Annotated in this window: 11 protein-coding genes; 5 read left to right on the forward strand and 6 right to left on the reverse strand. The window is 71.6% G+C overall.

What is annotated here, in order from left to right; all coding sequences use genetic code 11:
* Positions 1-161: 161 nt before the first annotated feature.
* A complete protein-coding gene (locus tag FRAEUI1C_RS10115) occupies positions 162-1631 on the forward strand; it encodes a catalase (protein WP_013423199.1) in 1470 nt (489 codons plus the stop codon).
* A 46-nt stretch (positions 1632-1677) separates the two neighbouring features.
* Here FRAEUI1C_RS10115 and FRAEUI1C_RS10120 read toward each other — a convergent pair whose 3' ends face one another.
* Entirely contained in the window at positions 1678-2445 is a 768-nt protein-coding gene (locus FRAEUI1C_RS10120; protein WP_013423200.1) for a carboxymuconolactone decarboxylase family protein, read from the reverse strand.
* Positions 2446-2638: 193 nt separating this feature from the next.
* On the opposite strand from FRAEUI1C_RS10120, the gene FRAEUI1C_RS10125 reads away from it, so the two are divergent.
* Complete coding sequence (locus FRAEUI1C_RS10125) at positions 2639-3865, forward strand: amidohydrolase family protein (RefSeq protein WP_013423201.1); 1227 nt, start codon at positions 2639-2641, stop codon at positions 3863-3865.
* 58 nt (positions 3866-3923) lie between these two features.
* Here FRAEUI1C_RS10125 and FRAEUI1C_RS10130 read toward each other — a convergent pair whose 3' ends face one another.
* A complete protein-coding gene (locus FRAEUI1C_RS10130; protein WP_013423202.1) occupies positions 3924-4622 on the reverse strand; it encodes a TetR/AcrR family transcriptional regulator in 699 nt (232 codons plus the stop codon).
* 220 nt (positions 4623-4842) lie between these two features.
* A complete protein-coding gene (locus FRAEUI1C_RS10135; protein ID WP_013423203.1) occupies positions 4843-6054 on the reverse strand; it encodes a cytochrome P450 in 1212 nt (403 codons plus the stop codon).
* A gap of 159 nt (positions 6055-6213) precedes the next feature.
* On the opposite strand from FRAEUI1C_RS10135, the gene FRAEUI1C_RS10140 reads away from it, so the two are divergent.
* Positions 6214-7239, forward strand: coding sequence for a TIGR03617 family F420-dependent LLM class oxidoreductase (locus FRAEUI1C_RS10140; RefSeq protein WP_013423204.1), 1026 nt, complete (start codon positions 6214-6216; stop codon positions 7237-7239).
* Between the two features lie 36 nt (positions 7240-7275).
* On the opposite strand, the gene FRAEUI1C_RS10145 is transcribed toward FRAEUI1C_RS10140, so the two are convergent.
* The gene (locus tag FRAEUI1C_RS10145) at positions 7276-8349 is read right to left on the reverse strand and encodes a TolB-like translocation protein (protein ID WP_013423205.1); all 1074 of its coding nucleotides are present in this window, start codon (positions 8347-8349) and stop codon (positions 7276-7278) included.
* Positions 8350-8626: 277 nt separating this feature from the next.
* On the opposite strand from FRAEUI1C_RS10145, the gene FRAEUI1C_RS10150 reads away from it, so the two are divergent.
* Both FRAEUI1C_RS10150 and FRAEUI1C_RS10155 read left to right on the forward strand, forming a co-directional pair.
* Positions 8627-10204 carry an alpha/beta hydrolase domain-containing protein gene (locus tag FRAEUI1C_RS10150; RefSeq protein WP_013423206.1) on the forward strand — a complete coding sequence of 526 codons (1578 nt, stop codon included), beginning with the start codon at positions 8627-8629 and terminating at the stop codon, positions 10202-10204.
* A gap of 191 nt (positions 10205-10395) precedes the next feature.
* Complete coding sequence (locus tag FRAEUI1C_RS10155; RefSeq protein WP_013423207.1) at positions 10396-11616, forward strand: CaiB/BaiF CoA transferase family protein; 1221 nt, start codon at positions 10396-10398, stop codon at positions 11614-11616.
* Positions 11617-11646: 30 nt separating this feature from the next.
* Here the strand turns inward: FRAEUI1C_RS10155 and FRAEUI1C_RS10160 are convergent, their stop codons facing one another.
* Complete coding sequence (locus tag FRAEUI1C_RS10160) at positions 11647-12672, reverse strand: LacI family DNA-binding transcriptional regulator (protein WP_013423208.1); 1026 nt, start codon at positions 12670-12672, stop codon at positions 11647-11649.
* 64 nt (positions 12673-12736) lie between these two features.
* Complete coding sequence (locus tag FRAEUI1C_RS10165; protein ID WP_013423209.1) at positions 12737-13507, reverse strand: DedA family protein; 771 nt, start codon at positions 13505-13507, stop codon at positions 12737-12739.
* Positions 13508-13531 lie beyond the last annotated feature (24 nt).

Consider the following 13531-nt stretch of genomic DNA (forward strand, 5'->3'; position numbering starts at 1 on the left):
TCGGCGCGGGTAGCCGGGGAAGGAGAGGCGTCACCGAGCGCCGATCAAGTCTTGCCGTGGGTGATCGCTCTGGCGCGGGCGCGGCCGCCCCGACGCGCAGGCCGACAACTTCGCGCAGGCCGACAACTTCGCGCAGGCCGACAACAGGAGGAGTGAGCCCCGTGACGACCGCCAAGGAGCGCCGCCCGACGACGACCGACGCCGGCGTGCCGGTTGCGAGCGACGAGCACTCGCTGTCCGTCGGCCCGGATGGCCCGCTGCTGCTGCAGGACCACTACCTGCTCGAACAGATGGCGAACTTCAACCGGGAACGCATCCCGGAGCGCCAGCCGCACGCGAAGGGCGGCGGGGCCTTCGGCACCTTCGAGGTGACGCGGGACGTCAGCCCCTTCACCAGGGCCGCCGTGTTCCAGCCGGGCGCCCGGGTCGAGATGCTGGCCCGTTTCTCCACCGTGGCCGGCGAGCGCGGCAGCCCCGACACCTGGCGGGACCCGCGCGGGTTCGCGCTGAAGTTCTACACGCCCGAGGGCAACCTGGACATCGTCGGCAACAACACCCCGGTGTTCTTCGTCCGCGACCCGATGAAGTTCCAGCACTTCATCCGCTCGCAGAAGCGCCGTGCCGACAACAACCTGCGCGACAACGACATGCAGTGGGACTTCTGGACGCTCTCGCCGGAGTCCGCGCACCAGGTCACCTGGCTGATGGGCGACCGCGGGATCCCGCGCAGCTGGCGGCACATGAACGGCTACTCCAGCCACACCTACATGTGGATCAACGCGGCCGGCGAGCGGTTCTGGGTGAAGTACCACTTCAAGACCGACCAGGGCGTGGACTTCCTGACCCAGCAGGACGCAGACCGGCTGGCCGGCGAGGACGCCGACTTCCACCAGCGTGACCTGTACCAGGCGATCGACGGCGGGAACTTCCCGAGCTGGACGCTGAAGATGCAGATCATGCCGTTCGACGAGGCGAAGACCTACCGGTTCAACCCGTTCGATCTGACCAAGGTCTGGCCGCACGGCGACTACCCGCTGCACGAGGTCGGGCGGATGACGCTGAACCGCAACGTCGAGGACTACCACACCGAGATCGAGCAGGCGGCCTTCGAGCCGAACAACCTGGTGGCCGGCACCGGCCTGTCGCCGGACAAGATGCTGCTGGCCCGCGGGTTCAGCTACGCCGACGCGCACCGCGCCCGACTCGGCGTCAACTACAAGCAGATCCCGGTGAACGCGCCGAAGGTTCCGGTGTATAGCTACGCGAAGGACGGGGCGATGCGGATACGCAACGCCTCCGACCCGGTGTACGCGCCGAACTCCTATGGCGGCCCGAAGGCCGACCCGGCGCTGACCGACGACGGCGGCCTCTGGCAGGCGGACGGCGAGATGACGCGGACGGCCTACACGCTGCGCCGCGACGACGACGACTTCGGCCAGCCGGGCACCCTCGTGCGCGAGGTCCTCGACGACGCGGCCCGTGAGCGGCTCGTCGGCAACATCGTCGGGCACCTGCTCAAGGGCGTCAGCGAGCCGGTCCTGGTCCGGGCGTTCGAGTACTGGCGCAACGTGGACAAGAACCTCGGCGACGCCGTCGAGGCCGGAGTCCGCTCCAGCCAGCGCAAGGCCTGACCCGACCCCTGCGTGACCCGCCTGTCCGCGCCCGCGGCCGGGCGGGTCAGGCGGGTGATGCGGCCGCGGCGGCTTCGACGGCCTCGTTCAGCACCGCGCCCGTCGCGAACCCCGCGTAGGCGGCGAACTGCAGGACGATCTCGTCCAACTCCTCCCTTGTGAGGTCACCGGAGCGCAGGGCGGTCGTCACGTGCATGCGGATCGGCGTGGGCGCGCCGGTGGTGCCGACGCAGCTGATCGAGAGGATCCGCCGGTCGCGCCTGGTCAGCCCGGGCCGTAGCCACAGGTGGCCGAAGACGAAGCCGAGCACGCCGGCCTGCCGGTACGGCGAGGTGCGCGGCGGCGCGCCCGGCAGCAGGTTGATCTCCTTGAAGACCTCCTCGCCGCGTGCGAGGCGTTTCTCCCAGTCGTTCTCGCCCAGGCCGTCGTTCGGCAGCACCGGCCACGGCTCGGGCTCGCGGCCGTTCTCCCGCGCGATCCGGGCCGACTGCTCACCGACGACCCGCTCCAACTCGGATCCCTTCGGCCAGCCACAGTAGACGGCGAAGTGCAGCACGAGTTCCAGCATGGTCGCGAGGTCGAGGTCGCCGCTGTTCAGCGCGGCGTGGACCTGCTCCTCCATCGGCCCGGGCGAGCCGGCGGCCGCCACGCAGGCCAGCGTGACCAGGCGGCGGTCGTGGCGGCTCAGCCCTGGGCGGGACCACACGTCGCCGAACACGAAGTCACGGGCGGCCCGCGCGAACGGCGTCGCCGGGGCGGCCAGCTCCCCGGTCATCACCTCGCGGAAGGTCTCCTCCGCGTCTGGCTTGCCCATGTCGGGTCTCCCGTCGGCCCAGCTCCAGGCGAACTAACACTCGTGTCACATTCATACCGCAATCCGGGCCCCGGCCGGCGCGCGGCGGGTTACGGTCGAGAAGCTGGGCGGATGCTCAGCGAACTCCGGACCCCGTGCCAGCTCGCGGACCTCCGTCGCCCGCGAGCGAGGGTGGACCTGCTGGGAGCATGCCTTGTCGCGAGCGATCGAGTTTCCCGTCTTCGACGCGGACAACCACATGTACGAGACGACCGACGCCTTCACCAGGTACCTGCCGGCCGAGTACAGCGGCCTGGTCAAGTACGTACAGGTCAACGGCCGGACCAAGATCGCGTTACGCGGTCAGATCAGCGAGTACATCCCGAACCCGACCTTCAACGTGGTGGCGCCGCCCGGAGCCCAGGAGCTGGAGTTCCGGCTGAAGAACCCGTCGTCGAAGACGAAGGCCGGCGACATCGAGGTACTGCCGCCGCCGCGGTACGTGCCGTCGGTGCCGGCGTACTTCAACCCGGCGGACCGGCTCGAGCTGATGAACGAGCTGTCGATCGACCGGGCGATGATGTGGCCGACGCTCGCCAGCCTGCTGGAGGAGCGGCTCGCGGACGACCCCGAGGCGACGGTCATCGTCGTGCGGGCCCTGAACCAGTGGATGCACGAGCACTGGACGTTCGACTTCGAGAACCGGATCTTCCCGACCCCGATCATCACGCTGCCCATCCTGGATGAGGCGCTGCGTGAGCTGGACTGGGTGCTGGAGCGCGGGGCCCGGGCGATCCTGGTCCGGCCGGCGCCGGTGCCCGGCTACAACGGGACGCGCCGCTCGTTCGCGCTGCCGGAGTTCGACCCGTTCTGGAAGCGGGTCGAGGAGGCCGGCGTCGTCGTCGGCATGCACGCCTCCGACGACGGCTTCCAGCGGTACCTGAACGAGTGGGAGGGCGCCGCCGCCGAGTTCCTGCCGTTCAAGTCGAAGCGGTCCGGGTTCGCCGAGCTGGTGATGAGCGAGCACCGGGTGATCAAGGACGTGATAGCCTCGATCATCGGACATGGGCTGACGAGCCGGTTCCCCGGCCTGCGCTTCCTGCCGGTGGAGAACGGCAGCTCCTGGGTTCGGCCGCTGGTCACCCAGCTGGAGAAGCTCTACGCGCGCACCCCGGGCCTGTTCGACGAGGACCCGATGGTGGCCTGGCACCGGTGCGTCTACGTCCACCCGTTCCACGAGGAGGACGTGGTCGGCCTGGTCAAGGTGCTCGGCGCGGACAACGTCGTGTTCGGGTCCGACTACCCGCACCCGGAGGGGCTGTTCGACCCGGTGACCTTCATCGACGAGCTCGACAGCCTGACCGCCGAGGAGCAGCGCAAGATCATGGGCGGCAACCTCTCCTCGATCATGGGCGTCGACCCCGCGGAGAAGGTGCTCTGATTCCGAGCCGGGCGCGCGGCGCGGCCGCGCGCCCGGGTTGAGGCACCAGGAGATCGGGTCAGGCGGTCTCGGCGCGGGCCGGGATGCCCAGGGCGTTCGCCCACAGCCGGGTGAGCTCCTCGGTGGCGGACTCGACGTCCAGGCCGACCGGGTCGCGCGAGTTGAACAGCAGCTCGGCGAAGTGCGCGACCATGCCGCCGAGCGCCTGGGCCGCGTACTCCGGCTGGACCGCGGGATCGGCGACCCCGTCCTGCTGCAGTGCCCGGATGCGCCGCTCGATGGTCTGCGCGAACGCGTTCTGGCGCTGGGTGCGAATCCGCCAGACCTCGGCGTCGATCGTGGCGACCTGGTGGATGACCCGCATGATCCCGGCGTTGGCGGCGTACGAGCGCAGGTAGTGCTCGTTGGCCGCGCGGATGCGCTCGACCGGGTCGGTCTCCGAGGGAGCCGGGTCCACGGTGAGCAGGTCGACCTCGACCGAGTCGACGACCTTCCGGAAGATCTCTTCCTTGGACACGAAGTACGTGTAGAACGAGCCGTGGGACGTGCCGGCCTCGTCGCAGATGTCGGCCACCCGGGCGCGCAGGAAGCCGTCACGTTCGAACACGACCCGCGCCGCGTCGAGCAGCTGGTCATGGGTCTGCCGGCCCCGACTGGTGCGACCGGTGCCGCGCCGGCTGGTCCGCGTGTCGTCGCGCCAGCCGCGACTGGCATTGGGTAAGGAAAGCCGGTCGGCACGGTCGGTCTGTTCGGACACGGAAGATCCTTCCCGGACGGCAGAGCCGTGGCAGCGGTCTGGTCCACCGGCACGGTAACCCGCCGCCGTTGGCGGATCTCCTGTTATATCGAGTTCGACGTCGATGTCGGACCAGAAGCCTGGTTCGCGCGGGCGGGTCCTGGCAATCTTCGCGCCAGGACCCGCCTTACCGGCCCGAATCCCCAGTGATCTCCGCGACCCTTGCCGCGCCCGGCTGACGTCAGCCGGTGTGGACGGGGAGGGTCTCCCAGCCGCGGACGGTGGACGTGCGCGCCTGGACGGCGTTCGGCCAGTCGACCTCCCACTCGGGGAAGCGCTGGAGGACCTCGTCGAGGGCGACGCGGCCTTCGAGGCGGGCGAGGGCCGCGCCGAGGCAGTGGTGGATGCCGTAGCCGAAGGTGAGGTGACGGCCGACGTCGCGGCGGATGTCGAAGTGGTCCGGGTCGGGGTAGCGGCGTTCGTCGCGGTTCCCGGAGCCGTTGAGCAGCACCATGATGCTGCCCTCGGGGACGGTCTGGCCGTGGTAGGTGACGTCGTTCGCGACATAACGGGCCTGGACCGGGGAGGGCGCCTCGTAGCGCAGCAGCTCCTCGATCGCGTTCGGGATGAGCGAGCGGTCGGTGGCGAGCTCGCGGCGCTGGTCGGGGTTCTCGGCGAGGACCTTGCCGGCCCAGCCGACCAGCCGGGTGGTCGTCTCGTTGCCCGCCCCGGTCAGCAGCGTGATGTAGGTGAGGATCTCCTCGCGGCTGAGCGTGCGCGTCGTGCCCGTCTCGTCCTCGAACTGCGCGGTCAGCAGCTCGGTCATGATGTCGTCGGACGGGTTCTTGGCGCGCCAGTCGATGTACTCGCCGAACTCGTCGCCGCTGTAGCTCATGTCCGGCGTCGGGAGGTCGGTGCCGTCGCCGGTGAGCTTCAGGCCCTCGTCGAAACGGTCCCGGATCGCCTCCTGGTCCTCCTCGGGGATGCCGAGCAGGTAGCCGATGGTGCGCATCGGCATCTGGGCGCCGAGGTCCTTGATGAAGTCGAACCGGCCCGCGCCGACGAGCGGGTCGAGGCTGCGGGCGCAGAACTCGCGGACCTTCGGCTCGAGGGCGTTCATCTTCTTCGGCGTGAAGACCTGGGCGAGGATCTTGCGGTGGACCGTGTGAACCGGCGGGTCCTCGAAAAGGATGATCCCGGGCGGCAGCTCGATGTTCGCCCGGATGAGCTCCAGCACCGAGCCGCGGCCGGAGCGGTAGGTGTGCCAGTCGGACAGCGCCGCCTCGACGTCGCCGAACCGGCTCAGCGCGAAGAAGTCGAACTTCTCGTTGTAGTAGAGCGGGGCCTCGTCGCGCAGCCGGCGCCAGGTCGGATAGGGGTCGACGTCGATCGTCGCGTCGTAGGGGTCGTAGTAGACGTCGCTGCCGACTGTCGCGTTGTCGCTGCTCGTCATGCGCGGGCGCTCCTTCCGATGACGGCGTGACCCGGCTCGACCCCGTGCGGTAGACCTCGTAGAACCCGTTACACCGCGAGCCGTCCAGGAAGCGTGGCACGAGCACCGTCTCCGGAGCAACGTGCTGGTCGACCCGTCGAACAGGAGGATCCCGTCCTCGTGGCGTTGAAAATCGATGTGATGCTGGCGAACTCGGTGGTCGAGGCCGCCGACCGGGCCCGGGCGCTGGAAGGCACCGGCGTCGACGGTGTCTTCACCTTCGAGAACTCCCACGACCTGTTCTTCCCACTGGTCGCGGCGGCTCCGGTGTGCTCGCTCGACCTGATGACGAACGTCGCGATCGCGTTTCCGCGCAGCCCGATGCATCTCGCGCACGCGGCCTACGACCTGCACCTGCTCTCGGCGGGCCGCTTCCGGCTCGGCCTCGGCTCGCAGGTACGGGCGCACGTGGAGCATCGGTTCGGTGCCCGCTGGGGGAAGCCCGTCGCGCAGATGCGGGAATGGGTGCTCGCCACCAGGGCGATCCTGGACAGCTGGCAGCACGGCGGCCGGCTCGACTTCCGCGGGGAGTACACGACCCACACCCTGATGACTCCGGCCTTCAACCCGGGGCCGAACCCGTATGGCGTTCCGAAGGTGCTCGTCGGCGCGCTCGGGCCCCGCATGAACCAGATGGCCGCCGAGGTCGCCGACGGCATTCTCGTGATGCCGTTCAACAGCGACCGGCACATGCGGACCCGGACGATGCCCGCCATCGAGGCGGGCCTCGCGGTGGCCGGCCGGTCACGCGGCGATCTGGAGCTGACCGCCGAGGTCATCGTCGCCGTCGGGCGCACCGACGAGGAGCTGGCGACCGCGCGGGCCGCGACCTTCCTGCTCGCGTTCTACGGGTCGACACCGGCCTACCGGCCGGTGCTCGACGCCGAGGGCTGGGGCGACCTGCAGCCCGAGCTGAACGCGCTGTCCAAACGGGGCGAGTGGACGACGATGACCGGGCTGATCGACGACGAGATGTTGCGGACCCTCGCGGTCTGGGGCACCCCGGACGAGGTGGCCGCCGAGATCGTCGCCCGCTACGGCGACTGCGACCGGATCTGCGCCTACTTCCCCGGCTACGCGGCCGGCGACGACCTCATCGCCGACTTCGCCGCCGCCGTGCGGTCCGCCTCGGCCCAGACCGCCTGACCAGGCGCCTGGCCCACCGGGCGCCTGGCGGCCGGTCTACCAGGCGGCGGCGAGGAAGCCGGTGGCCAGGATCGTGGGCTTCGCGCCGTCGTGGGAGATCTCCAGGTCCTTGCCCGACAGGTACAGCAGCCAGTGCCCGTCCGCGCTCGCGTCGAGGCTGGTGTGGTCCCGGTCGGTCAGGCCGACGGCGACCTGCCGCAGCTGCTTGCCGCTCGCCGGGTCGATCTCCAGCATGTCGACGTTCGTCGTGTTCGGCGGGTAGCCGGAGCAGCACTGCCGGACGACGAAGAGATGCCCGTTCGGCAGGAAGGCGCCCTCGGCGTAGAAGGTGTCCTGGTTGGTGCCGGCCGGCAGCGGGACCTGGGTCGAGCCGTCGTCCTGGAAGTACGTCGTGTCGGTCGTGGGGTTCATGATCGCGAGCTGCCAGCCCTCGTTGTCCTGGACCGCGCTCATCGAGACGGCCAGCCGGCCGCCGTCGGGCGACCAGGACAGGTGGTCCACCGGGGCCGGCAGGCCGGTGGCGGCCACCTGGGGCGCCATCGGGTAGCGGTGCGTCTGGTGGGTGGCCAGGTCGAGGACGATCACCTGGTAGCCGGCGGTGATGTCGTTGTCCGGGTAGCAGCTGGCGTGGTTGTCGTTGTCGAAGTACTGCGTCGCGTAGGCGAGGCGCTCGCCGTTGGGGCTGAGTGCCGGGGCGTTGCCGGCCGTCGTGATCCGGGTCTTCGCGCCGTCGGCGGTGCTGACCCGCCAGATCTCGTGCTGGCAGCCGGCGCCGAGCTCGTAGTAGACCGCCCTGCCGTCCGGGCTGACCGCCAGGGCATCGCCGACGACGCCACTGGGCACCAGGGTCCGCGTGGCCTGGCCGTTGGTCGGGTCGAGCAGCACCAGCGCGCCCGCCGAGGTGACGGCCGCCAGGGTCGGGGCGGCCTGCGCGCCCGCCGACCCGCCCGCGCCGGTCGGCCCGCCGGTTGCCTCCGGGGGCGTGTCCGAGCCACCGCCGAACGAGCAGGCAGCCAGCACCATGGCGGCCAGCGCAAGGGTGATCGGCCCGGCGAGCGACCGTGGCCGCGCCGCGCGGCGAACCCGGCCGACGCCTTCGGTCGACGTCATCTGCGCACTCCCCATCTTTCGCGACCAGCGGGACCGAACCGTACCGTCCTGTTCCATACCGGGCGCGCTGAGTGCCTCGCAGCCGACACATCCGCGCCGGTCCGTCACCGATGGTCGCGCCTTCCGGCCGCGCCGGGATTCGGTGGGGTCAAATGTCCCACTTCGTCGGAAGGCCCCCGGATTCGATGCGCCTGTGAGGTGGATCTCCCAGACTGGTCCGGACGTGGCGGGCCGCCGCAGGGCGCCGGCCGAGTTCCTGGCCGCGAGGAGGACACCCATGGCCGTTTCCGGAATCCGCCGGCGACCTGGCGAACGAACCCCGATCGGTCGACTGTTACGCGGCCGGCCCGGCACCCGCGTCGCCACCCTGGCGTGCCTCGCGGTGCTCGGGCTCGCCACCGCGTGCGGCGGCAGCGGCGGCGGTGGCACCGCGTCCCCCGCGGCCACCACGACCGGCCCGGCGTCCGCCACCAGGACGACCCCGCGGGTGGCCGGCCCGGCGGCCGCGTTCTCGCCCCTGACCGGTGGGAACGGCGTCTTCATCGGCGCGCCGACCCCCGAGAACGTCAGCGCGGGCGGCTACGTCGAGCAGGAGTTCGCGGCGGCGGGAACCGCGTCCTCCTACAAGACCGACGGCGCGGTCAACGGGGACGGCCGGTGGAGGTTCGTGCCCGACGCGAACGCTCCCTACCGGACGAGAGTCCTGGTCCGCCGGCCCACCGACCCCAAGAAGTTCAGCGGCACGGTCGTCCTCGAATGGCTGAACGTCAGCGGCGGTGTCGACGCCGACCCCGAGTGGACCAGTCTCCACGAGGAGCTCATGCGCGCGGGCGACATCTGGGTCGGGGTGTCGGCCCAGCTGATCGGCGTGTCGGGCGGAGCGGTGGCGGTGACGCTGCCCGGCGCCAACACCGTCGCGGGCAAGGGCCTCAAGGCGATCGACCCGGCGCGGTACGGGTCGCTGCAGCATCCCGGTGACGGGTTCGCGTTCGACATCTTCACCCAGGTGGCCCGCGCCGTCGGGGCCGGTGCGGGAACCGCCGGTCAGGCGCCGAAGCGGCTGATCGCGGCGGGTGAGTCGCAGTCCGCCTTCGCGATGGTCACCTACTACAACGGCGTCCAGCCGCTGACCCACGAGTTCGACGGGTTCCTGGTGCACAGCCGGGGCAAGGCCGGCCTCCCGCTGGCCGCGCCGGGCAAGTACGCCGACATCGCCGGATCGCTGAGCGGCGTCACGACGATCATGCGGACCGACCAGGACGCACCGGTGCTGGACATCCAGACGGAGTCCGACGTCACCGGAATCCTCAACGCCTACCCGGCCCGCCAGCCCGACACGGACCGCTTCCGGGACTGGGAGGTCACCGGTACGGCGCACGCGGACGCGCACCTGGTCGGGCCGAACGCCAGCACGCTGGACTGCGGCCTGCCGATCAACAACGGCCCGATGCACGTGGTCGCGAAGGCGGCCCTGCGCGCGTTGGTGCACTGGGTCACGACCGGAACGGTGCCCGTCACCGCGCCGCGGTTCGACGTGGATGACTCGACGGGCACGCCCCAGATCCGGCGGGACGGCGACGGCATCGCGATCGGTGGGATCCGCACGCCGCCGGTCGAGGTGCCGGTGGCCGCCCTCTCCGGCGCGACCGGGCCGAACCCGTCGGTGATCTGCCTGCTGCTCGGATCGACGAAGCCGCTGCCCGCCAGCCGGATCGCCGCGCTGTACCCGAGCCGGGCCGACTACCAGCGGCGTTACGACGCCGCGACCACCGCCGCGATCAAGGCGGGCTTCGTCCTGCCGGAGGACCGGGCCGCGATGGCCGCGTTCGCGGATCCTGCGGTGGTCCAGGGCTGATTCACCGGGCGCCTGGCTCGCCGCCGCCGAGGCCGGATCGGCGGCAGCGGGCCAGGCGTGCCGTACGACCTGGCCAGGCTGGGCCGATCTGGCTGTGCGCCGGCGCACCTGGCACCGATACTTCATGAGCGGTCACTTACCTGATGGGTCGGCGCCATGCCGCCCGGGGCCGCCGCGGTAGAGGAGGTCGGGTGGCTGACGTCGGTCCGCTGGCGGGGATCCGGGTGCTGGAGGTGGCCACGCACGTCTTCGTGCCGATGGCCAGCGCGGTGCTCGCCGAGTGGGGCGCCCAGGTCGTCAAGGTCGAGCATCCGGTCACCGGCGACCCGTACCGGGCGTTGACCACGGTCGGGCTGCACAACGTCTACCGCGGCGTCGACCCGTTCTTCCAGTCCGCCAACCGGGGCAAGCGGTCGGTCGGCATCGATCTCGCGCACCCGGACGGCCGGGCCCTGCTGGGCCGGCTGCTCCAGGACACCGACGTGTTCGTCACCAGCCTGCGCGAGGACGGCCTGCGCAGGCTGCGCCTCGACGTCGAGGACGTGCGGGCCGACGCGCCGTCGGTGATCTACGTCCGCGGCACCGCGTTCGGCTCCCGCGGCCCGGACGCGGGCCGCGGCGGCTACGACACCGGCGCCTACTGGGCCCGCAGCGGCATGCAGCACCTCTACACCTCGCCGGCCGAGTGGCCAGGACCGCCGCGGCCTGCCTTCGGCGACCTCGTCGCGGGTCTCGCGCTCGCCGGCGCCGTCAGCACCGCGCTCTACCGGCGCGCGACCACCGGGGAGCCGTCCGTCATCGACTCGTCGTTGCTGGCCGCGGGGCTCTGGCAGGTCCAGCCGGACGTCGTGAACGCCCGGCTGGACGCCGCGGGCCGGACGGGCACCCGGGTCGACCGGCAGGCGGTGTGGAACCCGCTGATGCTCACCTACCGGACGGCGGACGACCGGTTCGTCGCGCTGATGATGCTCACGCCGGACCGGTACTGGCCCGACCTGTGCGCCGCGGTGGGCCACCCGGAGCTCGCCGTGGATCCGCGGTTCGTGGATCTGGACGCCCGGCGGCGCAACGCCGCCGCCTGCGTCGACGAGCTCGACGCCGTCTTCGCCACCCGGACGCTCGCGGACTGGCGGGCGGCGCTGGCCGGGTTCGCGGGGGAGTGGGCGCCGGTGCAGACCCCGCGCGAGGTCCACGACGACCCGCAGGTGGTCGCGAACGGCTACGTGGCCGACGTCGAGATGGCCGGCGGCTTCGGCCTGCCGATGGTCACCGCGCCGGTCCAGTTCGACGGGCGGCCGAGCCGGCCGACCCGCGCGCCCGAGCACGGCGAGCACACCGAGGACGTCCTGCTCGGGCTCGGCCTGAGCTGGGAGGAGATCACCGCGCTGAAGGAGCGTGGCGCGGTCCTCTGACCGGCGTGGGCGGCCGGCTCGCGTCGATGATCAGCCGGCGCGGTCCGCCGGCGGCGGCAGGGTGGAGGCGCGCACGACCAGGCGGGTGGCGAGCGTGACGTGCGCCGCCGGCGCGGCGTCGCCGCGCAGCAGGCCGAGCAGCAGTGTGACGGCGCGCCGGCCCATCTCCTTGATCGGCTGCTGGACGGTGGTCAGCGGCGGGGCGTTCAGCGCCGACTCGGGAACGTTGCCGAAGCCCACCACCGAGAGGTCGGTGGGGACGCGCAGGCCGAGCTCCGCCGCGGCGCGGACCGTCGCGACCGCGCCGACGTCGGTCGTGGCGAACACCGCCGTGGGCCGCTCGGCCCTGGCTAACAGGGCGAGACCAGCGCGGCGGTAGGCCCGCGGGCCGGGGCCGGCGACGGCGATGTCCGGGCCGAGTCCGGCCGCGGCCAGGGCCTCCCGGTACCCCTGCTCGCGCGGCTGCTCGGTCCAGGGGTCGGGCCGGCTCGTCAGCAGGGCGATCCGCCGGTGGCCGAGCCCCAGCAGGTGCTCGGTGGCGAGCCGGGCGCCGCGGCGATCGTCCGAGGCCACCGTCGGCAGGCCGGGCAGGCCGGGCAGGCCGGCGCGCGGGTCGACCGCCACGACCAGGGTGCCCCGCCGCACGTCGACCACGGTCGGCGTCACCAGCACCGCGCCGTCGATGAGCGTGCCCGACAGCCTCGACAGGGCGCGGTGCTCCCAGCCGGCCTGGTCCTCGGGGCGGCCACTGGCCGAGTAGACGATCAGCTCGAAGCCGCTGCCGCGGACCTCGTCGGCGGCGCCCTTGAACAGCTCGGCGCTGAACGGGTCCAGGTCGGCCGTGAGGATCCCGATCACGTTGGTGCGCTGGTTGCGCAGGCTCTGCGCCACGAGGCTCGCCTCGTAGCCGAGTTCGCCGATGACGGCGCGGACCCGCGCGCTGGTCGCCGCCGCGACCCCGTAGCGGCCGTTGATCACTTTCGAGACGGTCGCGACGGACACGCCGGCCGCGGCCGCGACGTCGTTGATCGTGATGCGTGGGTTCGGCTGCGGCACCGGCCGAGACTAGAGGGGTGGAACGTCGCCCACAACGATTGGCGATCAGGCGGGCGCCTTCGAGCTACCAGCGGGCGCGGGTCTCGTCCCGCTCGTCGGTCCACCGGTCGGAGCCGGGGCGCTCGTTCGGCACGTCCCGTGTGTCCGCGGCGTGCGTGTCCGCGGCGCCGCCACGGCGGTGGCGCGGTCCGCGCCGGTCGACCGCCATGGTCCGGTCGTCGGGCGCGCCCGGCGCGCTGGCGGCGGCGCGGGTTCGCTTGATGTGCCGGTAGGCCAGGAACCCCGCCACCACGATGACGATCACGAGGATGATGTAGGTGGGACCCTTGAAGTCGTCGGCGATGTGCTTGTAGTTGCCGCCGACCTGGTAGCCCGCGATGGCCAGCGCCGCGGTCCACGGGATGCACCCGAGCGTGGTGTAGATGCCGAACTTCACCGGGTTCATCCGCGCGATGCCGGCGGGCAGCGAGATGAACGTCCGGATCACCGGGAGCAGGCGTCCGACCAGGACCGAGATCGCGCCACGGTTGTCGAACCAGCGTTCGGCCTTGTCGAGGTCGTGCTCTCGCAGGAAGACGTACCTGCCGAACTTCATGATCAGCGGGGTGCCGCCATACCGGCCGACGGCCCAGGCGATGTAGCTGCCGATGACGTTGCCGACCACTCCGGCCGCGATCACCAGGACGAGGCTTGGCTTCGAGCCCGCGAACGCCCCAGCCGACATCGCGCCGCCGACCAGCATGGTCACTTCGGACGGGATCGGGATGCACGCGGACTCGAGGACCATCAGCACGAACACCGCGGCGATCCCGTAGGTGGTGATGAAGTGCTCCACGAGCGTGTCTGCCTCTTTCGTGCC

The sequence above is a fragment of the Pseudofrankia inefficax genome, assembly GCF_000166135.1.
GTDB lineage: Bacteria > Actinomycetota > Actinomycetes > Frankiales > Frankiaceae > Pseudofrankia > Pseudofrankia inefficax.